At 56.2% G+C, this 24,932-nt stretch carries 21 protein-coding genes, 1 tRNA gene and 1 other annotated feature; of the genes, 14 read left to right on the top strand and 8 right to left on the bottom strand.

All coding sequences use genetic code 11. The features are described 5' to 3' along the window. Positions 1-13 precede the first annotated feature (13 nt). On the top strand, positions 14-1,408 hold the full coding sequence (locus HNI00_RS02745; RefSeq protein WP_316790468.1) for an AtzE family amidohydrolase: 1,395 nt from the start codon (positions 14-16) through the stop codon (positions 1,406-1,408). Between the two features lie 6 nt (positions 1,409-1,414). Here HNI00_RS02745 and HNI00_RS02740 read toward each other — a convergent pair whose 3' ends face one another. Further along, on the bottom strand, positions 1,415-3,376 hold the full coding sequence (locus tag HNI00_RS02740) for a hypothetical protein (RefSeq protein ID WP_316790466.1): 1,962 nt from the start codon (positions 3,374-3,376) through the stop codon (positions 1,415-1,417). A gap of 419 nt (positions 3,377-3,795) precedes the next feature. Then, positions 3,796-3,869 (bottom strand) — tRNA-Pro (locus HNI00_RS02735). A 274-nt stretch (positions 3,870-4,143) separates the two neighbouring features. On the opposite strand from HNI00_RS02735, the gene glyA reads away from it, so the two are divergent. The 3 genes from glyA (at position 4,144) to HNI00_RS02720 (ending at position 9,454) form a co-directional block, all read left to right on the top strand. Next, the gene (glyA, locus tag HNI00_RS02730; protein ID WP_316790464.1) at positions 4,144-5,427 is read left to right on the top strand and encodes a serine hydroxymethyltransferase; all 1,284 of its coding nucleotides are present in this window, start codon (positions 4,144-4,146) and stop codon (positions 5,425-5,427) included. Between the two features lie 806 nt (positions 5,428-6,233). Then, positions 6,234-7,646 carry a metal-dependent hydrolase family protein gene (locus tag HNI00_RS02725; RefSeq protein ID WP_420156244.1) on the top strand — a complete coding sequence of 471 codons (1,413 nt, stop codon included), beginning with the start codon at positions 6,234-6,236 and terminating at the stop codon, positions 7,644-7,646. A 413-nt stretch (positions 7,647-8,059) separates the two neighbouring features. Then, positions 8,060-9,454 (top strand): outer membrane protein, encoded by a 1,395-nt coding sequence (locus tag HNI00_RS02720; RefSeq protein ID WP_316790461.1) that lies wholly within the window; start codon positions 8,060-8,062, stop codon positions 9,452-9,454. 64 nt (positions 9,455-9,518) lie between these two features. On the opposite strand, the gene HNI00_RS02715 is transcribed toward HNI00_RS02720, so the two are convergent. After that, complete coding sequence (locus tag HNI00_RS02715; protein WP_316790459.1) at positions 9,519-10,559, bottom strand: FG-GAP repeat domain-containing protein; 1,041 nt, start codon at positions 10,557-10,559, stop codon at positions 9,519-9,521. Between the two features lie 156 nt (positions 10,560-10,715). Beyond that, positions 10,716-10,844: a hypothetical protein gene (locus HNI00_RS02710; RefSeq protein ID WP_277772197.1), complete on the bottom strand. Its 129-nt coding sequence runs from the start codon at positions 10,842-10,844 to the stop codon at positions 10,716-10,718. Between the two features lie 608 nt (positions 10,845-11,452). On the opposite strand from HNI00_RS02710, the gene deoC reads away from it, so the two are divergent. The 10 genes from deoC (at position 11,453) to rplL (ending at position 20,226) form a co-directional block, all read left to right on the top strand. Then, on the top strand, positions 11,453-12,154 hold the full coding sequence (gene deoC / locus HNI00_RS02705) for a deoxyribose-phosphate aldolase (RefSeq protein ID WP_316790455.1): 702 nt from the start codon (positions 11,453-11,455) through the stop codon (positions 12,152-12,154). A 76-nt stretch (positions 12,155-12,230) separates the two neighbouring features. Then, positions 12,231-13,400 carry a DNA repair protein RecO gene (recO, locus tag HNI00_RS02700; protein ID WP_316790453.1) on the top strand — a complete coding sequence of 390 codons (1,170 nt, stop codon included), beginning with the start codon at positions 12,231-12,233 and terminating at the stop codon, positions 13,398-13,400. Then, a complete protein-coding gene (locus HNI00_RS02695; RefSeq protein WP_316790451.1) occupies positions 13,387-15,105 on the top strand; it encodes an MFS transporter in 1,719 nt (572 codons plus the stop codon). Before recO ends, HNI00_RS02695 begins: the two co-directional genes overlap by 14 nt. Before the next feature lie 58 nt (positions 15,106-15,163). Further along, entirely contained in the window at positions 15,164-16,366 is a 1,203-nt protein-coding gene (locus tag HNI00_RS02690; RefSeq protein ID WP_316790450.1) for a glycosyltransferase family 4 protein, read from the top strand. A 247-nt stretch (positions 16,367-16,613) separates the two neighbouring features. After that, positions 16,614-16,940 (top strand): preprotein translocase subunit SecE, encoded by a 327-nt coding sequence (gene secE / locus HNI00_RS02685; RefSeq protein ID WP_420156243.1) that lies wholly within the window; start codon positions 16,614-16,616, stop codon positions 16,938-16,940. 14 nt (positions 16,941-16,954) lie between these two features. Beyond that, positions 16,955-17,608: a transcription termination/antitermination protein NusG gene (nusG, locus tag HNI00_RS02680; RefSeq protein ID WP_297076968.1), complete on the top strand. Its 654-nt coding sequence runs from the start codon at positions 16,955-16,957 to the stop codon at positions 17,606-17,608. Positions 17,609-17,615: 7 nt separating this feature from the next. Beyond that, positions 17,616-18,041, top strand: coding sequence for a 50S ribosomal protein L11 (rplK, locus tag HNI00_RS02675; protein WP_316790446.1), 426 nt, complete (start codon positions 17,616-17,618; stop codon positions 18,039-18,041). Between the two features lie 115 nt (positions 18,042-18,156). Beyond that, positions 18,157-18,873, top strand: coding sequence for a 50S ribosomal protein L1 (gene rplA / locus HNI00_RS02670; RefSeq protein WP_297076963.1), 717 nt, complete (start codon positions 18,157-18,159; stop codon positions 18,871-18,873). Positions 18,874-18,968: 95 nt separating this feature from the next. Beyond that, positions 18,969-19,125: a sequence feature (ribosomal protein L10 leader region), on the top strand. 66 nt (positions 19,126-19,191) lie between these two features. Further along, positions 19,192-19,725, top strand: a complete 534-nt coding sequence (rplJ, locus tag HNI00_RS02665; protein ID WP_316790442.1) for a 50S ribosomal protein L10 — start codon at positions 19,192-19,194, stop codon at positions 19,723-19,725. 102 nt (positions 19,726-19,827) lie between these two features. Then, positions 19,828-20,226, top strand: a complete 399-nt coding sequence (rplL, locus tag HNI00_RS02660; protein WP_172353834.1) for a 50S ribosomal protein L7/L12 — start codon at positions 19,828-19,830, stop codon at positions 20,224-20,226. A 261-nt stretch (positions 20,227-20,487) separates the two neighbouring features. On the opposite strand, the gene HNI00_RS02655 is transcribed toward rplL, so the two are convergent. From HNI00_RS02655 to blsG, 4 genes are all read right to left on the bottom strand, one after another. Further along, positions 20,488-21,789, bottom strand: coding sequence for a valine--pyruvate transaminase (locus HNI00_RS02655; RefSeq protein WP_316790440.1), 1,302 nt, complete (start codon positions 21,787-21,789; stop codon positions 20,488-20,490). Between the two features lie 285 nt (positions 21,790-22,074). After that, on the bottom strand, positions 22,075-22,785 hold the full coding sequence (locus HNI00_RS02650; RefSeq protein WP_316790438.1) for a diacylglycerol/polyprenol kinase family protein: 711 nt from the start codon (positions 22,783-22,785) through the stop codon (positions 22,075-22,077). Between the two features lie 57 nt (positions 22,786-22,842). Continuing rightward, positions 22,843-23,604, bottom strand: a complete 762-nt coding sequence (locus HNI00_RS02645; RefSeq protein ID WP_172353837.1) for a MinD/ParA family ATP-binding protein — start codon at positions 23,602-23,604, stop codon at positions 22,843-22,845. A 213-nt stretch (positions 23,605-23,817) separates the two neighbouring features. Then, entirely contained in the window at positions 23,818-24,912 is a 1,095-nt protein-coding gene (gene blsG / locus HNI00_RS02640; protein ID WP_316790435.1) for an arginine 2,3-aminomutase, read from the bottom strand. Positions 24,913-24,932 lie beyond the last annotated feature (20 nt).

The following is a 24,932-nucleotide window of genomic DNA, read 5'->3' as shown; positions in this document are numbered from 1 at the left end:
TCTAAAATTACCTATGCTCGACCTTTTCGATGCTGATGCAACTGCGATCGCCGCTGCGGTTCGTGCCCAAAAAACCACGGCTGAGACTGTGGTGACGGCTGCGCTGGCGCAGATTGATGCGCTAGATGGCAAGCTGAATGCTTTTACCGACGTGCTTCGGGAACAGGCGCTGCAAGATGCGGCGGCGGTGGATAGGGCGATCGCCGCTGGGCAAGATCCGGGGCCCCTGGCAGGCGTGCCCTTTGCGGTCAAAAACCTGCTGGACATCGCGGGTGTAGTCACGCTGGCAGGCTCCAAAATCAACCGCGACAATCCCCCAGCCTCGACGGACGCGGCAACTGTGGCCGCCCTGCGAAAGTCAGGGGGCGTGCTGCTGGGCGGGCTAAATATGGACGAATACGCCTATGGGTTTGTGACGGAAAACAGCCACTACGGCGCAACGCACAATCCCCACGACCTGAGCCGGGTGGCAGGCGGATCGTCTGGCGGGTCGGCGGCGGCGGTGGCGGGCGGGCTAGTGCCCCTCGCGCTGGGGTCAGATACAAACGGATCAATCCGCGTTCCGGCAGCGTTTTGCGGCATTTTTGGGCTAAAGCCGACCTATGGACGAGTGTCCCGAGCTGGTTCTGCCCTATTCTGCGCCAGCCTCGACCACATCGGCCCGTTTGCTCGCTCGGTGCGCGATATTGCCCTCAGCTTTGATCTGATGCACGGGCCCGATCCCCGCGATCCGGTGTGCAGTCCTCGACCCCCTGAGCCAACCTTGCCGCAACTGGGCCAGGGCATCGACGGATTGCGGATTGCCGTTGCCGAGGGCTATTTCGCCACGGGCGGACAGCCAGAAGTGTTTGCGGCGGTGGAAACGGTCGCCCAGGCTCTTGGCGCAACGAAGCGCGTTATCTTACCTGAGGCCCATCGCGCCCGCGCCGCTGCCTATCTAATCACCACCTGCGAAGGCAGTAATCTGCACCTGCCGAACCTAAAGACGCGCCCCCACGACTTTGACCCTGCCACGCGCGATCGCTTTTTGTCTGGTGCGCTCATCCCTGCCAGTTGGTATCTCCAGGCGCAGCGATTTCGGCGCTGGTATGGCGATCGCCTTGCGGAACTCTTTCAGCACGTCGATCTAATCCTTGCACCCAGCACTCCCTGTGCTGCGCCGCTCATTGGGCAAGAAACCATGACCATTGGCGGGCAAGAAATGCTCACCCGCCCCAACTTGGGATTGTATACACAACCGCTTTCTTTCATTGGGCTGCCGATCTTATCTGTCCCCGTGCAGCAGTCGGGCGGGCTGCCCCTCGGCGTGCAGATTATCGCCGCACCCTACCATGAATCACTGGTGCTACGAGCAGGCGCGTTTTTGGAACAGGCTGGTGTGGTAGCAGCTCCGGTGGCACGGGTTTGAGGAAGCTTACCCAATCTGCACAAAGTGGATCAAATCGCCTGCCGTGTGGAACACCTCGCTGCCAATCTGGAAGCGTTCCATATTCCAGATCGTTTGCGTCCAAGCAGCATTCTTACCTTGTCCGTCCTGCGTTCCAACGATGCGTAAACCGCTATTCCCCAAAGCAGTCACCGTCATGGTCTGCAAATCGAGAAAATCCAGGATCACTAGGTCATTCCCTGTGCCACCATCCAGCGTTCCCTGGCCGATGCCGACTTGGAACGTATCGTCCCCGCTGCCGCCCGAAATCAGCGCATCCTGGATGGCAAACGTCATTCCTGAAATCGTGATCAGGTCATTCCCATCGCCACTGCTGATGCTACTGTCTACAACTCCATACCCTGCATGATGGTAATACCCCATGCTACTGTCGGGGGTTGAGATGCTAGATACCTCGCCAGAAATTCTGATGACATCATCGCCATCGCCGCCCTCGACGCGCCCATCCCGCACACCATAGGCAACGCTTTGGCTACCGGGCACTTCCCAAGCGGTCGTTGCCGCAGAAATGATGATTGTGTCATTGCCGCGATCGCCTAAAACATTTGCCCTATAGACTCCGTAGGCGATCGCCGTCTGACTCTCGCTAGGCAAGTCAACGATAGATTGTGCCCTAGCCTCGATCTGCAATGTATCGTCACCATTCCCCCCGCTAAGACTACTATGGGAAATGCCATAACTAGTAGCTTGGATTCCGTTTGTGCCTCGCCCTAGATAAGAATTTGTGCTCGTCCCACTGACAATTGCGACCAAATCGTCGCCATCACCCCCTGCAACTGATGAATGGTCGATGCCATAGGCCAAAGCTTTCGCTCCTCCATAGGCAAATGCAGAGGTGTGTACGTTGATGCGAATCGTGTCGTTGCCTTGATCGCCGCGCACGTCGCTGCGCTGAACCCCATAGCTAGCACCAATCGCGACACCAAATCGCTGCGAACTCGCAAGGGTTGTAGCATTGAGAATAATTTCATCATCGCCCTCGCCGCCAGAAATCGTGCTGCTGCTCACACCATAGCTTTCAGGTTGGCGACCAATCACTTGGCCAACTGCGTAGGCAGAAACGGCAAGGCGATCGCCCCCATTCCCCCCTTCGACAAGGCTGCGATCTACGCCGTAGCTTTTGCTCGTTCCTGAAAAGTAATCTCTAGACAGGCTGTTGGCCGCAAGATCGAGCGTATCGTTTCCGTCGCCCATCTGCACAGCGCTCTCGACCAGCCCGTAGGTCAGCGTATTCGCAAACCCCGTACCTTCGCCCGTTGCCGTGATGGTAACGATATCGTTGCCGCCATGAGTGGCGATCGCCCCCTGTGTCACCCCATAGCCTGCACCCGTCGTTTGGGAACCCGACCCGCGTCCGGTTGCTGTAATGTTGATTCGGTCGTCGCCTGTACCCACGGTGATGGAGCCACTCAGCAGACCGTAGCCGCTGGCAGGGTGGAAAAACCATCGATCACCCGTTTCGGCCAGAGCGCTGATGGAAATCGTGTTGTTGCCATTGCCGCCATCGAGTGTGGAGTTCGATAGCGCAATTCCTGTACTGCTGGAATTAGGAATGCGCTCTGTGATAAAACTCCGGGCAGCAATGGTAAAGGTGTCGTCGCCCTCGCCGCCGTGCAGCGAGCTAAAGCGCACCCCATAAGCGACCGAAAAAATCCCATTGGCAGCAGCGGACACCTCCAGGCGATCGCCCCCTGCACCGAGTAAAATTCCGCTATTCAGCACGCCACCTGCGGTAGGATTGCCCGCTGGGTTCGTGACGATTGCTCGTGCTATTACCGTATCATTGCCGTCAAAGGTTTCGATGCGAGCGCGGGCGATCGCGGTTCCAGTCGTTTCGGTTTCACCTGGATCGACCGCCTCCAGCGCTACATTCGCCGCGAACACATCATCAAACGCCGTTCCCAGTAGCAACCCAGTGAGCTGACCCATACCAGCACCTCAGGTAAAGGTAAAAATAAGTGATCCGAGATTGCGGACTCTGAAACAGGTTCGGTCTTGAGAATATGCGCCACAAAAACCGCCAGAGTGCAAGCCCCCCCTATATTCTTTCCTAAACTGCTATTTTGGCTACAAAATCGTCGTATTTCTTTACCAGCCTGTGTTTCAGAACACAAGACAGGCAAAAACGCAGGCGGAGAAAATCTAAAGAGCGGCAAACTCATTCGCCTATTGCCCGCCTATTGCCGATTTAGCGACCCGTCATCGTTTCAGATAAGCCAGCATGGAGTCGCTTTCTATCTCTTTATCCCAAGCTCTATCCCAAGTAAGGACGTTAATGGTTTAGGGTGGAAATTTAAAGCAGAAATTTAAAACAGTAAAACCCCGCATTGCTGCGAGGTTTCATCTGATCGGAGCGGCGGGATTCGAACCCACGACCCCTACTACCCCAAAGTAGTGCGCTACCAAGCTGCGCTACGCCCCGATACGATTTGAGGGGATACGCGAAACGCGCTTAACAAATATAGCACGGGAAGTGGGGATAGATGCAAAGGGCTTTTGGGGCAACTGGGTCAAAATTTTTGGGACAACCTTGGGCGAAGCAGGCATCCCGCCTTGAAAATCGCCGCAGATCGGGTGAATCCGTCTCCTGCGGAACAGCGGTATGATCAAAACTCTGGGAAAGCAGGACGACCCTCTCACCCCCCGGCCTTCTTGACCGTGATGCAACAACCTAAAACAACCTTGGGAGCGTGCGTGTGACTCAAACAAACTGGGATCTTTTAGTAGAAACCGATCCGCTAGTGGCAGGCTTGATTCAAAAAGAGCTAAAGCGCCAGCAAGACCACCTAGAGCTAATCGCCAGCGAAAACTTCACTTCAGCGGCAGTGCTGGCGGCACAGGGGTCTGTCTTGACGAATAAGTATGCCGAAGGGCTGCCGGGCAAGCGCTATTACGGCGGCTGCGAGTTTGTGGACGAAGTGGAGCAGTTGGCCATCGATCGGGCAAAGCAGCTTTTTGGCGCGGCCCATGCCAACGTGCAGCCGCACTCTGGCGCACAGGCAAATATGGCGGTGTTTCTGACGCTGCTGGAACCGGGCGACACGTTTATGGGCATGGATCTGTCTCACGGCGGTCACCTGACCCACGGTTCGCCTGTGAACGTGTCGGGCAAGTGGTTTAAGGCGTGTCACTATGGCGTGAACCGCGACACCGAGCAGCTTAATTTTGACGAAATCCGGGAGGTGGCGCTGCACCATCGCCCGAAGCTAATTATTTGCGGCTATTCGGCCTATCCCCGCGTGATTGATTTTGAGAAATTCCGGGCGATCGCCGATGAAGTGGGAGCCTACCTCCTAGCCGATATTGCTCACATCGCCGGACTCGTCGCCACGGGCCACCATCCCAGCCCCATTCCCCACTGCGATGTCGTCACCACCACCACGCACAAAACCCTGCGCGGCCCACGCGGCGGCCTCATCCTCACCCGCGACGCAGACCTGGGCAAAAAGCTGGACAAATCTGTTTTTCCGGGAACCCAGGGCGGGCCGCTGGAACATGTCATCGCGGGCAAAGCCGTGGCCTTTGGCGAAGCGCTCCAGCCCAGCTTCAGCACCTATTCGGGGCAAGTGATTCAAAATGCTAAGGCAATGGCCGCCCAACTCCAAGCACGGGGACTGAAGCTGGTGTCGAACGGCACGGACAACCACCTGATGCTGGTTGATCTGCGCTCGATTGGCATGACGGGTAAAGTGGCCGACCAACTGGTGAGCGGTGTCCGCATTACCGCCAACAAAAACACCGTCCCCTTCGACCCCGAATCGCCCTTCGTCACCAGCGGTCTGCGGCTGGGTTCTCCCGCCATGACCACTCGTGGCATGGGCACGGCAGAATTCACCGAGATTGCCAATATTATCAGCGATCGCCTCTTAAACCCAGAGGACGAAAGCGTAGCCCAAACCTGCCGCGATCGCATCGCTGCTTTGTGCAGCCGCTTCCCGCTTTATCCCCATCTCAGCGCTCCAGTGCCCGCCCTAGTGTAAACCCATTCATGAAATACCCGGTCAATTAACACTAAGGTCGATTAGCACTAAATCGAAGCTTAATGCTAAATCAAAACGGAGGTGAGTGATAATACTTACCTCCGTTTTTGATGCCCATTTTTGAGGTTTGATATTTGCTTGATTCACCCGATCATTCGCAGGCGTTCGGCAATCCATCGGGCGTATTTGACTGGATTGAGTACCACAGTATTTCGCATCACAATCTGGATGGAGGATACGCCGTGCTGATTTTATATTTTTTTAAGGCGAATTGTGTCCAAAGCTTGCTACGTCGCCTCAGCAGCTAATTCCCTGGACAAGCCAAGAGATATTAACAATTACTTGTTTTAGTCAGACCCAGGTGGTATCTTGTGAGCGGAAATTCATAGATTGTCCATAGATCGCCCACAGATCACCATGTCTTCGTCTATCGCTATTTTTCGATGGACATTTCTTTCATCCCAGGCTTTTATCTGGCAATCTGTCTCGTTTTGTCAGCCTGGGTTTGCGAGTGGCGATCGCAAGATTTGGAACTAATTTGGAACTAAATTCTAAGAGGATGTTTGAAAAGTCCTACTGTTTGTAGCAAAGCGTGCAAGATCCCCCCAAATCCCCCTTAAAAAGGGGGACTCTAAAGCGGCTTCCCCCTTTCTAAGGGGGGCTAGGGGGGATCTCTGAGTGCTTAACATTACAGGCAATACCTTATTCAAACACCCTCTAATTGCAGGTTTTGTAGCAAAGTGCATCTAGCTCGCTTTGGAAAAGCTACTGAGTTTACGTTAAGTCGTGAATAGGTCGTAAGGCATATGGGTTCCCGATTTCGATACTCGGCTATTTTAGGAGTCGTTTTACTTATTCTGATTGGTCTAGCAACGCAGGTGGGCTGGGCGCAGAGCCAACCTGCTGTGAACCTGCCAAATCCGGGCATCAATCGCGTTTTGTTTCAAAATGTGCGGGTGTTTGATGGCACCTCGCCCCGGCTTTCGGGCCCGACCAATGTACTAGTCGTTGACAATAAAATCGAGCGCATTTCTACCTCGCCAATTCCGGTTCCTGCCGATCTCCGCACCCTCCTGATCAACGGGGAAGGCAAAGTGCTGATGCCGGGATTGATCGATGCCCACGTTCACCTGTTTCTGGAAGGGGTTGCGGGTCAGGCGGCTCTGTTCGAGGCGGGGGCTGGGGGAGATGCCTTGGTTCAGCAGGTGTTTCGGGCTGCGGCTGAGAGTTCCACTCAGATGCTAATGAACGGGTTTACGAGTGCGCGGGATATGGCGGGGCCGGTGTTTGATCTGAAAAAGGCGATCGACCGGGGTCAACTCGCGGGGCCGCGACTCTGGCCGTCGGGCGCGATGATTTCTCAAACGTCGGGTCATGGGGACTTTCGCACGCTGGATGAACTGCCCCGAACACCGACTTCGGAACTGAGTCTGGCTGAGAAATATGGCGTGGGGGCGATCGCCGATGGTGTGCCCGAAGTCCTCCGGGCAACCCGTGAGCAGCTAATGCGGGGGGCCACTCAAATCAAGCTGGCGGCGGGTGGCGGTGTGGCTTCGGTCTATGACCCCATCGATGTATCCCAGTATACCGAGGATGAATTTCGCGCTGCCGTGGATGCGGCCGCAAATTGGAACACCTACGTCACAGTTCATGCCTACACGCCAAGAGCAATTCAGACTGCGATTCGAGCCGGGGTGAAGTGTATTGAACATGGTCAGTTGATGGATGAGCCAACGGCCAGACTGATGGCCGAAAAAGGAGTCTGGCTGAGTATGCAGCCCTTTCTAGATGATGAAGATGCCAACCCCTATCCCGAAGGCAGTGACAGCCGCAGGAAGCAGTTGCAAGTGGCAGAGGGCACCGATATTTCCTACGGGCTAGCCAAGAAATACAACATCAAAACTGCTTGGGGAACCGACATCCTGTATGACCCTACAAAAACGGCTCGCCGGGGCAGGCTGCTGTCAAAAATGGTGCGCTGGTATACGCCCGCTGAAGTGCTGAAGATGGCAACGCACGACAATGCAGAACTGCTGGCGATGTCTGGGCCGCGAAATCCCTATCCAGGCAAGCTTGGTGTGGTCGAAGAGGGCGCTCTGGCAGATTTGCTGCTGGTGAATGGCGACCCTCTGGAAAACATTCGGCTGATTGATAATCCTGCTGAAAACTTCCTGGTGATTATGAAAGACGGCAAGATTTACAAAAATCTGCTGAGCTAATGGGAATTCTCTGGCTCATCCATCTGGCTTCTAGGAGGACAGATGGATGAGATTGCATTGCGCCTAGGTTCTTGCATCCAATCTGCAACCCGTGGTTCCGTCCAAATATTGTCGAAATTGTCGAATTCTAAGCTTGTTGCCCACTACTTTGCTGCTATTTTGCTGATATCTTGCTGACATGTTTTGCTGAAGTTTTAGGTCCGTTGAGCTAGTTTTACGAAACTTCGGTTTTGACAAACTCGCTTCACTGAACTTTAGTTTCACTTAACTTTGTGCTATACATTTTGCATTTCAATTTGCCATTTCTCAGAGTTTTTATCATGCTTCGCCAATCTGCATTATCCCAGGGGTATTGTTCTCAGCATCTTTCCCAAGCCGGGGGGCTGGAGGAGGGTCGGTCATCCAGAAGGCGCATGAGGGCGATCGCCCAGACGCTCTCTCTTGCAGCGTCGGTGGCAGCGGTCGTATGGGTCGCCCCAGCCCACGCCACGGAACCGCGTCCATCCGCCCCCGAATCGGCTGAATCCATCCACCGGGATACTCCAGAAAGTCCAGCACTGGCGGTGGTTTCTGAAGATGCTGCCCTAGGAGAGTTGCGCGAAACCTCTAAGTTTTCATCCATCACCCTGCATCCCGATTCCATCCCCGCTGCCTCCTCTCAGCCCGAAACTGCAACCATTGCAGACCTTCAAATCCAGCAAATCCAGAGGGACACCCCTGCACAGCCGCCAGCGCTCGAACCGCAGCCACAACCCACTGCACAGTTGCTCCTGGATGAGTCGCCAGCCGAAGAACCCATTGTTGATGAATCCTCCCTGGATGAATCGTCCCTGGCACAGACCTCGCTTGATCCGCTGGATGAGCCATCTGAGCCTGCGCTGGAGCCTGTTGACCTGCCAGAACTGGAACCGGCCGATTTGCCCGAAGGTGAGTTTTCTTCTGAATCTGCACCCTTTGATCCTGAGGGGCAGTTGGCTGGTTCCGCAGAGTCCGGAGGGTCGAGATCGGGCAGCCGCTGGCAGGTTACCGTAGAGCCGTATTTCTTCATTCCGCTGGATGTGAGGGCAGACATTGCAGCCGTGGGGCGATCGACTACAATTCGGGCGGATCTGGACAACTTTTTGAACCTCGATCGCGCCTTCGATGGCGGCCTGCGGGTTGATGCCCAGAACGGTCGATTTGGGATTTTGCTCGACGGCTTCTATCTGTCGCTGGCCCAGAGTGGCACGCTGCCCGTCACGTTCCCAGCAGGAAGCCTCCTGCGCTTTGGCATTCCCTTTGAGGTGGAGGGCAGGGCCGATGCCAGTGCCTCTCTGCGCCAAGGCAAGATCGATCTGGCCGCATACTACCGCGTGGTTAACCAATCCCTGCGGCGATCGCCCACCCCCGCCAACCCGTTCCCCTTTCTGGTCGTCGATCCCATTCTCGGACTCCGCACCAATATTTCAAGACAGGAGATCGAAGTGGACGAGGTGCGGATCGGCCCCAACACCATCCCAATCAATCGAGAATTTAGCTCCTCCCGCACTACCCTTGAGCCGCTGGTGGGGCTGCGAGTGGGGCTACAGCTTTCGCCACGCTGGAGCCTGGGTCTGGAAAGCAGCGTGTCTGGGTTCAACATCAACGCCGAACGCGACACCACTTTTAATTTTCAGGCTGGCGTGGGCTACAGCTTTTCTCGCTCTGTCACTCTGCGGGTAGCCTATGTCTATAGTGGCTACGAATTTCGCGATGGCAGCGGCCTCAGACGCAGCGAAATCGACCTGGATCAGCACGGACTAGGGCTGCGGCTATCTATTCGCTTCTAGGGTTCTGTTCTGGAGTTCCGTTCTGGAGTTCCGTTCTAGGGTTCTGAGCTAGGGCGGCGCCGGACTATCGGGCGGCAGAACCTCCAGCCGGGAGGTAGCCCTGCTCAGTCAAAAATGCTTCGAGGGCGGCAGGAAAGTCGGGATACCGATAGACAAGCTGCCCGTCTTTGTAGATTTCTAGACCCCAGTCTGAGGTGCGATCGTAGTTGGCAAGCATGAACGCCCAGCCCTGCTCGTATTCGCCCAGCAGGATCATCTGCGCCACATAGCCCGCCAGAATGCCGTTGACTTCGTTGGTGTCTGCTTGAACGGTCAGCACGGCTTCGCGCATCTGGTTGGCGATCGCCCTCAGTTCTGCTGGATATTGCCGGGTCACGTCTACAAGCTGCCCGTCTTGCAGCGCCCAGATTTGGGAGGGCGGAAACGAGCCAGCATAGCTGCTAAAGGCATAGAGAAAGGCATTGTCAAATGCGACAAACTCTAGCCGCCCATCGCCATCCAGATCTCGAAAGCTGCCGCCTTCGCCATCGCGGAAGCCTGTGTCGGTTGTCTCGAAGCGATCGCCCTGCCAGCGGTGGATGATGTGGGAGGTGCAGCAGTGCGCTCCGCCAGAATAGGTGCGGATGATCACTTCAGCGGTGCCGTCTGCATCCAGGTCTTGCAACCTCACTCCACCGTAGGCCGTGCTTTCCTGGGTTTGTTCTAGCTGGGGCTGCCCGTTATACAGCAGCGTATACTGGACTTCGCCGCCCCAGGCTTCGGCATCCTGGCGATAGCGAAAGCGCACCTGCACCGGCCCTTCACGCAGTTCTCTCGGCTGATCTAGCGCGTCGTTCAGTTCTACTTCAGTCGTCTCGGTTGTCGTGGCCGCTACGTCGCTGGCTGGCTCGCCTGCGAGTGCATTCGGGGTTCCAACCCCAGTCGCCTCAATCGCCGTTTCAGCGCAACTGCACAGGCATAGCGCAATCGCCACCGAGAGCGATCGCCGCCAAACACTCGGCCCGTGGCTCCACCCGCAATTGACAAATTGGCTGGGCAAATCACTGGGCGAATCACTGGGCAAATCAGTTGATAGTCGCTGCCATTTTCCTGCACTTCGGCTCATCCCGCCCTCCAGAAGAAACAGACCCCGCATCAGAGTCCTCCAATAAGATTCCCTCTAGATCAGCGTACTAACGGTTCTCCTCAAGATCCGGGTGCTTCCGTCATCGAGCTTCAAAGTCTTCAAAGTACAAATGCACAATCTGCTTGCCTATCGCCACTAGCGCGACTGTCCTGCTTCCTGAATCTCCGCACCCACTCGCGCAATCAAAGGCACACTCCCAAACAGCGCCAGCGTTCCACCCACCGTCGCCACGCACAAAAACAGACCCAGTAACCGACTTGCCATCGCCTCAGAAATCCTCAGCTTCATAAGCGCTCCTTTCCTAAGTTTGCACCGTTGCACCTGTATATATCTGTACGAAATGTGCAGCTTTGCCGATCCCCCTCACCCTTTTCTGATATGCCGCAGACTTTGAGCTATCTCCCAGCGGGGGAGAGGACTTCAAGCATCTCTTGTTCCCCTTCTCGCGACTTGGGAGAAGGGGTTGGGGGATGAGGGCAGTTTGCAAGCTGCACATCGCGTTATCTGTATTAGTCAGACCTGCTCCGGTCACACCTGCTTCGGTCATTCCCGCTTAATTCGCATCTGTCCTAAGTTGCATCTGTGTTTAACGCACGTTCACGCAAGAGACATCCTTGGACTCAGTAGCAGTTTCAATGTTTACATTTCTCAACAAAGTGCAGCATAGTCCATTTGGCGGAATCTGGCAAAATCGCCAGCCGTGTCAGCCGATGGGTACATAGCCCATTTACCGTGCCGTCAACAGCACGCTCACCCGACCTGCTTTTACCTACGAACTCATTCCAAAAAAGGATTTAGTTTTTGGCGTTTCATGCCATGCTTTCTTCAGCATTGTGATCAGTACTGTCCGCCGTCTTGACCCATTTCGGCTTATGCCAGGTTCTCACTCCGATATCGACCTCGCCGCGTTCATCGATCAGGCGCTGCTCAGCCCAGTGGCCACGTCTGAGCAAGTGGCCGAGTGTTGCGAAGCCGCCGACCGCTTCAAGTTTGCGGCGGTGTGCGTGTTTCCGGCGCATGTCCGACAGGCGGTGTCTCTGCTGCACCACAAATCGCCCCAAGTCTGCACCGTGATCGGCTTTCCGACGGGTGCATCTACCTCTGCAACCAAGCTTTATGAAGCTCAAGAAGCCGTCGAAAATGGCGCAACTGAACTGGATGTGGTAATCAACCTGGGCTGGCTGCGGGAAGGCAAAACCGACGCGCTGCACCGAGAACTGGCGGAAATTTGCGAGGCAACGGGGCAAACGGTCAAGGCAATTCTGGAATTGGGTCTGCTGACTCCGGCAGAAAAGCGGCTGGCGGCAGAGATTTGCATGGATGCGGGAGCCGCCTATTTGAAAACCAGCACGGGCTGGAATGGGGGGGCAACGGTTGCCGATGTGCGTCTGCTGAAGGAGATTGTGCGCGATCGCATTGGCATCAAAGCCTCCGGCGGCATCCGCACAGCCCAGCAGGCCCTTGACCTGATCCGGGCAGGAGCCACCCGCATCGGCACCTCTCGCGGCCCAGAGTTGGTTCAGCAGTTTGATACCCTGGATCGAGGCGCTTTGGGAGGGAGCGACGAAAGGTGAAGTAACGGGTTACCTGAGCTTTTATTCCCCTCCATACGCCACTCCCCTGCCCCCTCATTACTCCCTCCCTCTCCCCATGAGCGGCACTTACAAAACCGTTGGAATCAACCTCAAAGGAATGCCGATGGGCGAGAGCGATCGCCTCCTGACCGTGCTGACTCGCGAACACGGGCTGATTCGGGTGGTGGCTCCCGGATCGCGTAAACACGAGTCCAGCCTACGGGGACGCAGCGGCCTGTTTGTGGTCAACCAACTGCTGATTGCCAAGGGACGGACTCTAGACAAGATTATTCAGGCAGAAGGGGTCGAGGCTTTCACAGGGCTGAGCCAGGATTTGCGAAAGCTCACCGCTGGGCAATATCTGGCAGAATTGGCACTTTGTCAGGCACTCAGCAACCAGCCCCAGGATGAACTGTTTACCCAGCTCAGTGAGTCCCTGCGCCGCATCGAGCAGTTGCCCGCCAGCGTCACCCTGCCTTGTTTGGTGCAAGCGACCTACCAGCTGCTAACACTAGCGGGCGTTGCGCCGCAGGTTCATGCTTGTTGCGTGACTCAGCAGCCGATTGTGCCACCCAATGGGATGAGTCCTGAGGGAAGGGGTGACTCAGGGGTTGAGGGATGGCGGGCAGGATTTCACGCAGCGGCGGGCGGGGTCGTCTCTTGGGAGGTGCTGTCCCGCCTAGAGCCTGGGGAGATTCTCTCTGAAAATCCATCTGAAAATCCGCAGGATTCGCAAAATCCGCATAACCCCGCCCTAGCATCGACGGCCGCTGTGCTTGAGAATAGAGAGAGCCTGAATGCTGATGTTCGATCCAAGCCAAAGCCTATTAAGAAGGTCAAGGCATCCAGCGATGCTATGACTGCCGCAGCAAAAGGCCGCGCTACGCTGGCAGAACCGGAAGGACAATATGCGATCGCCCGCTCCCTGCCCAAATCCACTGCTGGATCTCGCCTGGGCACGCCCATCTCGGCCGTCGAGCTTGCGGTTTTGCAGCGCTTGGGTGATCCAGAGTTGGTTTCCACATGGATGCAGACAACATGGATGCAGACAAACGGGTTGCCAGCGCCCGCTTCCTTGTCGGCTCGTAAGACCCCAGAGGAAGTCTGGCTGCGGGTGGAGCGGCTGCTGCGCCACTATGCCCAATATCACTTTGACCGCCCGATTCAGTCAGCCGCCCTGATCGAAACCTGCTTTGCGGCTGTTTCGCCCTCGTCCTGTTTACCTACGCAAGATGCAACGGATTGATCCTGACCTGGTTCCTCTGCGGATGATCGCTCCTGATCAAGCGGGCGATCGCCCCCAGCCGCCCACCACTGCTGAGCGGCATAGTCCCAACAGCTATCGAGGCCAGGTCGGACAGTGGGAATCCTCCACACCCGATGATCCTTCACCCCTCCAGAACACGGCGGCGAAAAATGGCAAGTTGCCGGAAAACGGCCAGTCTTCTCAAAATGGCAAAGCGTCGGATACCCCTGATTTGGCCCTGCCTGACCCCTCGGCTGCGTCTCTGCTGGAAACTAGCCCAGAACCCAGCGGTCACCAAGTGGACGAACCTGCCAAACCGGGCGCTGCCAATATCCACGCGGGAAAATCTACAGGAGACGACTCTCAGGACTCCGACACGCCAGAATCGGAGCGCGGCTTTTTGCCCGTGCTGCGGAACCGCAACTTTCTGGCGCTGTGGAGTGGGCAGGTGTTTTCCCAGCTTGCCGATAAGGTCTACCTGGTGCTGATGATCATGCTCATCACCAGCCGCTTTCAGTCTGCGGGGCAAACGGTGAGCGGTTGGGTGTCGTCGGTGATGGTGGCGTTCACTATTCCGGCGGTGCTGTTTGGCTCGGTAGCTGGCGTGTTTGTCGATCATTGGTCTAAAAAAGCCGTGCTGGTGGCGACGAACCTGCTGCGGGGCGGACTGGTGCTAGTATTGCCGCCGCTGCTGTGGATTTCTCAGGGCTGGTCGCCACTGGCGGGCATTCCAGTTGGCTTTTTGGCGCTGCTGAGCGTGACGTTTCTGGTGTCCACGCTGACGCAATTTTTCGCCCCGGCAGAGCAGGCGGCGATTCCCATGCTGGTAGAGCGCAAGCATCTGCTGTCTGCCAATTCGCTCTACACGACCACCATGATGGCATCGGTGATCGTTGGGTTTGCCGTGGGGGAACCGCTGCTGGCGCTGGCCGATGGGGCGATCGCCCACGTTGCGGCCCAGTTTGGGCTAACCCTGGACATCGGCAAGGAACTCATTGTTGGTCTGAGCTACGCCCTGGCAGGACTGCTGCTGCTGCTGATCCAGCCGCACGAAACCATTGACCAGTCCAAAGACGACCTGCCCCCCGTCTGGGAAAACATCCGCGACGGACTGCGCTATCTCAAACAGCAACGGCGAGTGCGGGCGGCGCTGATCCAGCTCATTGTGCTGTTCTCTATTTTTGCGGCGCTGGCAGTGCTGGCGGTGCGGCTGGCGGAGGTGATGCCCGCCATTAAGTCATCGCAGTTTGGCTTTTTGCTGGCGGCGGGCGGGGTCGGCATGGCGCTGGGCGCGGTGACACTGGGGCATTCGGGCACGCGCCTGCGGAGACATCGCCTCAGCCTCTACGGGGCGCTGGGCATGGGTGCAGCCCTGGCGGCGCTGTCCTTCTTTACGCAGCAGTTGGTGCCGACGCTGCTGCTGCTGGTGCTGTTTGGCGCTTGCGCGGCGATCGTGGCGATTCCGCTGCAAACGGTGATTCAAGAAGAAACGCCAGAAGAGATGCGGGGCAAGGTGTTTGGGCTGCAAAATAACGCGGTGAACATTGCCCTCAGTCTGCCGTTGGCGCTGGCGGGCGTGGCGGAAACGCTGCTAGGACTGCGAGTGGTGTTTCTGGGGCTGGCCGCAGTGGCGATCGCCGCAGGTGTCCTCACCCAATCCGTCGGCGGCTCCGATCCTGCCACCGTATCGCAAACGATTAAATGATGATTAAATTCTTGTATTCATACCCCAACTTTTCTCAATTATTCTTTCGATAAGTTGAATGCATATTGCTTGGCTTGGCAAAAAATCTCCTTTCTGTGGCAATGTCACCTACGGGCGCGAAGTCACAAACGCGCTCCTAGAAAGAGGGCATCAGGTTAGCTTTCTCCACTTTGCCCAAGAGGAATTCCCTCCAGAATCTCAGGCAGAGCCTCCGGAGGAAATCCAGGAAGAACTTCAAGAAGTCTCTATTCCCTGTCTCTACAAGTCACAGATCTATACCATTCCCTCACCCAAGTCGAGCAAAGTGCTGACCCAAGCGCTCCAGCGGCTCAAACCTGACCTAGTTCATGCGTCGCTGACGCTCTCGCCGCTGGATTTCGTGCTGCCAGAAATTTGCGAAGAGCTAAACCTACCGCTAGTCTCCACATTTCACCCACCCTTTGACCGCAAGCGCCGAAACCTGACATCGGGCACCCAGCACTTGATGTATCAGCTCTACGCGCCATTTCTGGCCCACTACCACCGGGTCATCATCTTCTCTGAAATTCAGCGCGAATTGCTGGTGCGGCTGGGAGTTCCGGATAACCGTTTGGCGGTGATTCCCAACGGCGTAGACGTGGAGAAATATTCACCCGGCCCATCGAACATCAAAGCAGAATTGGATGCCCGTCGCCTGTTTGTGTATCAGGGGCGCATCGCAACCGAGAAGAATGTAGAAGCGCTGCTCAAGGCCTGGAAACAGTCGGAAATGCCCCCCGGCAGTAAGTTGGCGATCGTGGGCAATGGGCCGCTTGCGCCGACGCTGCGCCCGTTTTATGGCGAAGATCTGGGCATTGTATGGCTGGGCTTTGTTGCCGATGAGCAGCGGCGTATTGAAATCCTGCGGGGAGCCGATGTGTTCATTCTGCCTTCTCTAGTGGAAGGTCTGTCGCTGTCGCTGTTGGAGGCCATGGCCTGCGGGGTCGCCTGCATGGCAACGGATGCTGGGGCCGATGGCGAAGTGCTGGAGGCCGGCGCAGGCATCGTCCTCAGCACTCAGCGCGTGCTGTCTCAGTTGCAAACGCTGCTGCCGCTGTTTGGCGATCATCCCGAAATGACGCTGCTGTTGGGGCAAAAGGCCCGCCAGCGCGTGCTAGACCGTTACACCCTCAGCCGCAACATCAGCCGACTCGAAGATCTGTATCGACAGGTGCTAGCCCAGCATCGAACTCAGCTGATCTCGTCGCCCCCGTCGATTCAGCGAAACGGGTACAGCCACTAGACAGCTACTTGTCTGCTCAGTCCTCTTGCCTGCTTGCATCAGAATCATTTTAGAAATTCTCTGTGCTATGATGGGAAAGCGCAATTTGGGCCTGGAGTGGTTGCTGCTGCGGCTGGGTGTGCCTTGGATAGGCTAAGTAGAGATAAAAAACATTTAGAGTGCTTCTGCGCTCTGGCTTATTCTGTCTCTCTTTGCGATCTAGTGTGAAGCGCTCTGACGCTGGTAGGCAGGTCGTCCGCTCTGGAAGATGCGCGTTTTTCTCCATCTATTCCCCGTTCAGGCAAGGAGTGTGATCGTGGCAGAGAAAAAAGAGGAAACGGCTCAGGATGTCGCCAAGTCTGCGGAGACGAAGCCTGCAAAGGGGGCTGACTCAAAGGCGATCGCCGAAAAATCAGGGTTTAACGTTTCTGAGTTCCTCAAAGGAACCAAAGAGGAATTGGATAAGGTCGTCTGGCCGAGCCGTCAGCAGTTGGTCAGTGAATCGCTTGCCGTCATCCTGATGGTGACCCTCTCCGCTACGATCATTTATCTATTTGATAACTTCTTCATCTGGGCTGCCGGAAAGGTGTTCTAAGGGGGTTCTGAATCATGCTTGCATCGGATGAGTCAGACAATCTGCTGTCTGTTGAGGAAGAAGCCGCCAATCCCGAGCATTACGAAGATGAGTCGTCGCCCCGTGGAACGCCCCGTTGGTATGCCGTCCAGGTTGCCTCAGGCTGCGAAAACCGGGTCAAGATGAACTTGGAGCAGCGAATCGAGACGCTCGATGTAGCCGATCGCATTCTCCAAATTGAGATTCCCCAAACGCCAATCCTGAAGCCGCAAAAGGGCAACAAGCCCAAAGAGGCAGCAGAAAAAGTGTTTCCGGGATATGTCCTGATCCGCATGGTGATGGATGACGAAGCATGGCAGGTCGTGAAAAACACGCCCAACGTCATTAACTTCGTTGGCGCAGAGCAGAAGCGCCGCTATGGACGGGGGCGCGGGCATGTCAAGCCGATGCCGCTCGGTCATTCGGAGGTAGAGCGAATCTTCAAGCGTGCCCAAGAGCAAAAGCCAGTCGTCAAAATCGATATGGCGGCTGGGGACAAGATTGTGGTCTTGTCGGGGCCGTTTAAGGATTTTGAAGGTGAGGTGATTGAGGTCAGCCCAGAGCGCAGCAAGCTCAAGGCACTGCTCTCAATCTTCGGGCGAGATACCCCGGTCGAGTTGGAATTTAACCAGGTTCAAAAGCAGAGTTAGTGGGGCAATGGCAAAAAAGGTAGTCGCGATTATTAAACTGGCAATTGACGCAGGCAAAGCAAACCCTGCGCCGCCGATCGGCCCCGCGCTGGGTCAGCACGGGGTCAATATCATGATGTTCTGCAAGGAATATAATGCCAGGACGGCTGATCAGGCTGGCATGGTGATTCCGGTAGAAATTTCGGTGTTTGAAGACCGCAGCTTTACGTTTGTGCTGAAAACGCCTCCGGCATCCAAGCTGATTGCCAAGGCAGCTAAGATTGACCGGGGGTCGGGTGAGCCAAACAAGAAGAAGGTTGGTTCAATTACTCGCGCTCAACTGCGGGAAATCGCTCAGACGAAGCTGCCTGACCTGAACGCGAACGACGTTGAGGCGGCGATGAGAATCGTGGAAGGCACGGCTCGGAACATGGGTGTGACGATTGCCGACTAGAATCTGCGCGATTGAGTTTTGTGTGATTGAGTTTGCTGTTTGGTTTGCTTTGTTGAACTCGTTCATGATTCGGGGGAGGGCGATCGCCCGTTAACACCCCAAGGAGACTCTCAAAATGGTGAAAAAGGTATCGAAGCGCTTGCGGGAACTGCAAGCCAAAGTGGAGGATCGCCCCTACGCTCCGCTAGAGGCGCTTGCCCTGCTCAAGGAAACCGCTACGGCGAAGTTCCCGGAATCTGCCGAAGCCCATATCCGCTTGGGGATCGATCCCAAGTATACGGATCAGCAGCTCCGAACCACGGTGGCGCTGCCCAAAGGGACGGGTCAGGTCGTGCGGGTGGCGGTCATTGCTCGCGGCGAGAAGGTGACAGAAGCCACGAATGCAGGGGCAGATCTGGCAGGCTCTGAGGAGCTAATCGACGAAATCCAGAAAGGCATGATGGATTTTGACGTGCTGATCGCTACGCCAGACGTGATGCCGCAGGTGGCAAAGCTGGGTCGTCAGCTTGGGCCTCGCGGTCTGATGCCCTCTCCCAAGGGCGGCACGGTGACCTTTGATCTGGCTCAAGCCATTGACGAATTTAAAGCGGGTAAGCTAGAGTTTCGGGCTGACAAGTCGGGCATTGTTCATGTGATGTTTGGCAAAGCCAGCTTTTCGCCTGAAGACCTGCTGATCAACCTGAAGGCGCTGCAAGAAACCATCGACCGCAACCGTCCTTCGGGCGCGAAGGGTCGCTACTGGCGAACGATGTACGTCGCTGCCACGATGGGGCCTTCGATTGAAGTAGACATTGCGGCACTGCGCGATATGAAGGCGAGTGACGCAGCCTGAGCGCTGAGTCTTCATCCAAAGAGCCAAGGAGCCGCTTCTTTAGGCTTGTTTCCAATCTTAGGAGCATAAACGCCGATTCAAAGCTTGACCGTTTTACAACTGAATCCTGGTGGCCAGAGACAGCAGGGGCAAATGGCTTAATCATCCTGCCGAGGTCAAGTGTTGATGTTGGGTTAGAACTCGCCAAATGGTGGAGTGACTAACTCCGTCTAGACTTGCCCTGGCGATCGCCGGGGCTTTTTCATTTCGTTTCATGTTCAGGATTCAGCGCAACCAAGTTTGGTGATTCACACCCAAAGCTAAGGAGGTGAGACAGAGATGGGTAGAACACTAGAGGACAAAAAAGAGATTGTCGCAGAACTCAAAGAGAGTTTGAGCCAGTCTCAAATGGCCGTCGTGATTGACTACAAGGGGCTAACCGTTGCCGAAATTACCGATTTGCGGCGGCGGCTGCGTCCTTCGGGAACAGAGTGCAAAGTAACCAAGAACACGCTCATGCGGATTGCCGTGCAGGGCGACGCAACTTGGGAACCGATGACAGCTCTGTGCAAAGAGTCTTCGGCCTTTTTGCTAATCAAAGAAGACGTAGGCGGCGCGATCAAAGCCTATCAGGAGTTTCAGAAGGTCTCTAAAAAGACCGTGCTGCGCGGCGGCGTGATGGAAGGGCGTGCCCTGACCGAAGACGACGTGAAAGCCATTGGCGATCTGCCGTCGAAGGAACAACTGATGGGGCAAATTGCAGGCGCAATCAACGCGGTGGCGACCAAGGTGGCTGTGGGCATCAAGGAAGTGCCGTCTTCGCTGGCTCGCGTGACGCAGGCGATCGCCGACAAGGACAAAGACGCTGCCTAGTGGAGTGTGTAGCCCGGTTGGGGCGATCGCGCTTTGACCAATGGTTCCAATGTTTGCTCCTATCGTTTCGTAGTTTGGAAATTCAACTCGTAGAGGAAAACTATGTCTACTGCAACCGATGAAATTTTGGAAAAGCTCAAGACGCTGACCCTGCTGGAAGCGGCCGAACTGGTGAAGCAAATCGAAGAAGCCTTCGGCGTGACGGCTGCGGCTCCTGTTGGCGGCATGATGATGATGGCTCCGGGTGCGGGCGGTGGTGCGGCGGCCGCTGAGGAAGTCGAAGAAAAGACCGAATTCGACGTGATTCTCGAAGACGTACCCGCCGACAAGAAGATCGCCGTGCTGAAGATCGTCCGTGAACTGACGGGTCTGGGTCTGAAGGAAGCCAAGGAAGTAGTGGAATCCACGCCCAAGGCTGTACGCGAAGGAGTGCCCAAGGAAGCCGCCGAAGAAGCCAAGAAGAAGCTGGAAGAAGCGGGTGGCAAGGTCGCCATCAAGTAGGGTTTAGGGGTTAGAAGTCAGCATTAAAGGCTTTGCCTCTGGCATCTGATCCCTCGGTCCTACAGGCTTGATTTCCATAAATCTAAAGAAGGCAGGACTTACGCACTTGCGGTAGGTTTTCTGGGTTTTGGACGATTTCTCGCGGGCTGCGCCTGCGAAAAATCGTCCAACTGCGTGAGTCCTAAAAGAGGTCGTCTCAAATTGGGACGACCTTTTTTGCTGGCTTGCTTTTGCTGGTTTGCGTTTTTGCCGACGCGACGGCTAACGGGCTGCCAGTTCTATTTGGCTGACGCTCGATTGAGCATAGACCCGATCGGCGACCTGCGCGAGTCGGCGCATTGCCTCAGCCAGATCCGACTCGGAGGCAGTCAGGCTGATCCGGAAGCATTCCTGTGTGTGCGTCCAGTCCTCTTGCAGGCCGGGGAAAAACGGGCTACCGGGTACGACGATCACTCCCGCCTGCTTGAGCTGCTGATAAAACTCCCAATCGCTCATTGGCAAGTCCTTGAGCCAGAGCCACGCAAAGATCGCCCCTTCGCCCCGATGCAAGAACCAGGGTAGGTTTGTGGGCATGGCCTCGTCTAGCGTAGCCTCTAGGGCGGCAAATTTCTGCTGATAGTGGGGACGGATGACCTGCTCGGAAATAGCGGCTAAGCGACCAGAACGAATAGCACGGGCGGCGATCGCCTGTCCATAGCGGGGCGAATGCAGACAGAGATTCGTGAGAAATGCCTCCAAGTGTTGAATCACACGCTCGTCGCCAATGGCAATGCCCACGCGCTCACCGGGCAATCCTGCTTTTGAGAGGCTGGTGCAATGAACAATATTCGCGCCAAAAATCGGTGTCATCTCGGTGAAATTTAAACACGGGAACGGCGGCGCATAGGCCGAATCGACAAACACAGGCACATCGTAGGGTTCCGCCATTGCCGCGATTTTCCGCACCTCGTCATCCGTCAGCACGTTGCCCGTGGGGTTGCAGGGCCGAGAAAACAGCACAAAGCCCGTGGTTGCGTTGATTTCAAGCTGATCAAAGTTGGGGCGATACTTGAAGCGATGGGCGGCGGCATCAATTTCTAAACGGGGGCGATAGGCCCGCAGCGCTTCGGGAATCAGCGTCACACCGCCATAGCCTGTATAGTCCGGGCTGAGGGGCAGCACGATCTGCTTCAGCCGTCCGTCGGTGGTGTAGCCGCCTAGCGCGTTTGCTGCCAAAAAGTAGAGCGACTGGCTACCGGGGGTGATAAGAATGTTGCGATCGCCCAGATTCAGCCCATACCGCTGGTTATAGTCTGCGATCACGGCCTCAATGAGCGGCTGATAGCCCTGGCTAGAGCCATAGCGACACACCACCTCGCCATATTCAGGGCTGTCCAGCAGTTCCATCGTACAGTCGCGCCAAAGCTGCTCCACCTCTGGCAAAATCACCGGATTGCCCGCACTCAGGTTGATAAACTCGCGTCCCTGGGCAGTTCGCAGCGTTTCGATAATGTCCTTCATAATCGCCCGCACCCCGGTCAGGTGGGACATCTGTTCGCCAAACTGAGTGAGAGCAGGACGCATAGGCGGGTAAGGGGTGAGGGGTGAGAGATGGGGAAAGACGGCTCCGAAACGCTGACTCGAACAGGGATCGACGGGATGCAGGGAGAGGCAAGCGGCACTGATCCCTTGCACCTGAGCCTCGACTCCAGATCGGCTTCCAGATTTAGGTCCAGATTTAATGTCCAGATTTATGTAATGTGCGCGACAAAAGGGCTTCTGTCAATCCGACAGTTGGGTCGATTTTTGGGTGGAATTGTTCTGGGCGGCGGGCAAACTTGAGAGGGAAAAGGGCGATCGCCCCTGTCTCTAACCCAAGCCCCCCAACCCAACTTGTTCCACCAAAGCGGAGGCCAGCAGGGCGCTGCCGATGGGCACGGTGAGATTATCGATGCCCCATTTTGAGAAAGTTTCGAGAACCGTCGCGGCGATCGCCACCAGGGCCGCCACACCCCACAGCGCCGAGGTTCCCTGAGAAATTCCCAGCACCAGCCCACCGACCACAAAACTCGCCAGCGCCATCGTCAGCGTCCCTTCCCAGCTTTTTTCGATGTCGCCAATTTTGTAGCGGCGTTGCCCCAAGGACTGGCCCACCAGCGCCGCCAGCCCGTCGCCCCACGCCATGATCAAAATGCCGAGCGCAGCATAGTGCGGACGCGCCTGCCAGAACAGGGCAATCAGCACGCCGATGCTGACGGCATAGAAAAAAGTGCCCAGGCTCTTGCGCCCGACGCTGTTGATCCCAGGCAGAATCGGGAACCGGTAGGACACCAGCGCCACCAGGCTAAACAACACCGAAAAGCTCAGCCCCACCCAGGGCGGAATCTTGAGCCACCAGGCAATCAGAATCACGTTACCGGTGCCGATGTGGACGATTTTGCGGACGGTTTCCGGCTCCACTAGCTGAAACCGATTTAGCCCTTCCGCCAGCAGCGTAATTCCCGCTACCCACAGCGCTGCCGCTGCCAGTTGCAGCCACAGCGGCGGAGCAGATGCATACCAGGGGAGGGCACTCAGCAAGGGTTATCCTTTGGTGGAATATCTAGTGGAGTATCCATCCGGCGAGCCACGCGGCAACTAGGCCATGACCTGATGGGCGATCGCCTCCACCACGTTCGTCAGCGGGTTGTTGGGATACTTCATTGTAAAAATGCCCGTGCTAGCCAGCACCATCATGTCGTCCGAATGGGGCAAAATGCCTGCCACAGGCGCATCGTAGGTTTCCTCAATGCGCTGCTTGAGTTGGTTAAAGTCCAGCACTTGCGGAGCCTTGTTCACGACGATTAGCAGCTTGGGCACTTCCAGCTTGCGGGCCACATCCACTGTCACCGCGGTCCCCTGATAGTCCTGCTGGTCGGGACGCAGAATCAGCACCAGCACATCAGAAATCGTGATCGACAAGAGGGTTTCTTCATTCAGTCCGGGGTGCGTGTCGATAAACAGATAGTCGAGCTTGAGGGTTTCGATCAGTTCCCGAAAGCCTTCATTCAGCAGCCCCACATCGTAGCCCTCGCGCAGCACGCGGGCAATTTCTCCTGCCTTGACGCTAGAGGGAACGAGGTAGACCTTGCTGCGATCGCCCCCTTTGCCTTCCAGCACCGAGGTCACGTCGTAGGCTACATCGGAAATCGAGCGCCGCCCCCAGAGGTAATCATTGAGCGATCGCTCCATGTCGTCTTCCGCAAAGCCAAACAGGACATGGATTCCGGGGGACTGGATATCCGTGTCTACAATGCCCACGCGATAGCCCTGCCGCGCAATCATGGTGGCCAGATTTGCGGTCGTGTTGGACTTTCCGGTGCCGCCTCGATAGGAGTGAACGGAAACCACTTTGGACATGAAAAACCTCGAAGAAAATGCGTCGGCGGGGCGGGTAGGAAATGGTAGACCCGGAAATGATAGATCGGAAATGGCGGGTACTGGCAGCCGATCCAGATCAATACAGATCGATACAGACCGATCGATTCGATGCAGTTTCGACGCAGTAAAGAGCGATGCAGAAAGAGCGGTGCAGAAAGAGCGATACGGGCAATCGCTCAATCCTGGATGCTGCTAGTATCCGTCTGATTTTGCAAGGCGGAGGGTTTCACCCTGATAATTTTCCAGCCAGTAGCCCTGCTCATCGCGATGAACCTGGGTTTCCCACAAAGGAATTTTGCCCAGTTTCGTGGTGACGATATATTGGGGCACGGCAAATCCGGTGGTATGACCCATTAATCCTCGCATGATTTCTCGCCCTTTTTCCACACTGGTGGCGAAGTGCGACACGCCCGTCACGTTGTCGCAATGATAGAGATAGTAAGGGCGGACGCGGATTTTGAGCAGTCCATGTAGGAGCGATCGCATGGTCTCTAGGTCATCATTGATGCCCTTTAGCAGCACGCTCTGGTTTTGCACCGGGATGCCATGCCGCAGGAGGCGATCGCACGCTTCAGCCGCTTCCGGCGTGATCTCCTTGGGATGGTTGAAATGCGTATTCAGCCAGATGGGGTGATATTTCTCCAGCATGGCGCAAAACGCTGGCGTAATCCGCATCGGCAGCAGCACCGGATAGCGACTGCCAATCCGAATTACCTCTACGTGGGGAATCTTCCGCAATCGGGAAATAATCAGCTCCAGCTTTTCGTCAGAATAGGTCAGCGGATCACCGCCCGTCAGCAGCACGTCGCGGATTTCGGGATGGCTGGCGATATAGTCAAAATCCTGCTCCCAGGAGGCTGCCTCGCTGGTTTCAAAATACGTGCCCTCCAGGTCGGTCGTGTGAAACTTGCGGGTGCAGTGGCGGCAGTATACGGCGCATACCTCCGTCACCAGCAGCACGATGCGATCGGGATATTTGTGAACGACGCGGTTCGTTTTGCGATAAATCATGTCGCCGACCGGGTCGGGTTCCGCGCCAGGAAAGGACTGGAACTCTTGCAGCGCGGGCACAGACTGAAGGCGAATCGGGCAGTTGGGATCGTCGCGATCCATCAGCGAGGCATAGTAGGGCGTGATGCTCCAGCGATATTTCCCGGCCGAAGCCCGGATCGCCTCTGCCTCGTCGGGTGTGACGTGGACCCACTGCTGCAAGTCTTCGAGGGTCTGGATGCGGTGCTGAAGCTGCGATCGCCAGTCTGACCAAACCAAGTCCTGTGTTTTCGGCATGGATGAATTTCCCTGATTTC

The organism is Thermoleptolyngbya oregonensis NK1-22, from assembly GCF_032705245.1.
Classification (GTDB): Bacteria; Cyanobacteriota; Cyanobacteriia; order Elainellales; family Elainellaceae; genus Thermoleptolyngbya; species Thermoleptolyngbya sichuanensis.
This window is presented reverse-complemented; position numbering and strand designations above follow the sequence as displayed.

Excerpts from the sequence above, each read along its gene's own strand:
- deoC (WP_316790455.1), top strand. The coding sequence starts at position 11,453 with ATGCCAGGTTCTCACTCCGATATCGACCTCGCCGCGTTCATCGATCAG.
- HNI00_RS02715 (WP_316790459.1), bottom strand. The coding sequence starts at position 10,559 with ATGAGCCGAAGTGCAGGAAAATGGCAGCGACTATCAACTGATTTGCCC.
- secE (WP_420156243.1), top strand. The coding sequence starts at position 16,614 with ATGCGCGTTTTTCTCCATCTATTCCCCGTTCAGGCAAGGAGTGTGATC.
- rplA (WP_297076963.1), top strand. The coding sequence starts at position 18,157 with ATGGTGAAAAAGGTATCGAAGCGCTTGCGGGAACTGCAAGCCAAAGTG.
- HNI00_RS02740 (WP_316790466.1), bottom strand. The coding sequence starts at position 3,376 with ATGGGTCAGCTCACTGGGTTGCTACTGGGAACGGCGTTTGATGATGTG.
- HNI00_RS02655 (WP_316790440.1), bottom strand. The coding sequence starts at position 21,789 with ATGCGTCCTGCTCTCACTCAGTTTGGCGAACAGATGTCCCACCTGACC.
- blsG (WP_316790435.1), bottom strand. The coding sequence starts at position 24,912 with ATGCCGAAAACACAGGACTTGGTTTGGTCAGACTGGCGATCGCAGCTT.
- HNI00_RS02720 (WP_316790461.1), top strand. The coding sequence starts at position 8,060 with ATGAGGGCGATCGCCCAGACGCTCTCTCTTGCAGCGTCGGTGGCAGCG.
- HNI00_RS02690 (WP_316790450.1), top strand. The coding sequence starts at position 15,164 with ATGCATATTGCTTGGCTTGGCAAAAAATCTCCTTTCTGTGGCAATGTC.
- HNI00_RS02725 (WP_420156244.1), top strand. The coding sequence starts at position 6,234 with ATGGGTTCCCGATTTCGATACTCGGCTATTTTAGGAGTCGTTTTACTT.
- HNI00_RS02745 (WP_316790468.1), top strand. The coding sequence starts at position 14 with ATGCTCGACCTTTTCGATGCTGATGCAACTGCGATCGCCGCTGCGGTT.
- nusG (WP_297076968.1), top strand. The coding sequence starts at position 16,955 with ATGCTTGCATCGGATGAGTCAGACAATCTGCTGTCTGTTGAGGAAGAA.
- rplK (WP_316790446.1), top strand. The coding sequence starts at position 17,616 with ATGGCAAAAAAGGTAGTCGCGATTATTAAACTGGCAATTGACGCAGGC.
- HNI00_RS02645 (WP_172353837.1), bottom strand. The coding sequence starts at position 23,604 with ATGTCCAAAGTGGTTTCCGTTCACTCCTATCGAGGCGGCACCGGAAAG.
- rplL (WP_172353834.1), top strand. The coding sequence starts at position 19,828 with ATGTCTACTGCAACCGATGAAATTTTGGAAAAGCTCAAGACGCTGACC.
- HNI00_RS02710 (WP_277772197.1), bottom strand. The coding sequence starts at position 10,844 with ATGGCAAGTCGGTTACTGGGTCTGTTTTTGTGCGTGGCGACGGTGGGT.
- recO (WP_316790453.1), top strand. The coding sequence starts at position 12,231 with ATGAGCGGCACTTACAAAACCGTTGGAATCAACCTCAAAGGAATGCCG.
- HNI00_RS02695 (WP_316790451.1), top strand. The coding sequence starts at position 13,387 with ATGCAACGGATTGATCCTGACCTGGTTCCTCTGCGGATGATCGCTCCT.
- rplJ (WP_316790442.1), top strand. The coding sequence starts at position 19,192 with ATGGGTAGAACACTAGAGGACAAAAAAGAGATTGTCGCAGAACTCAAA.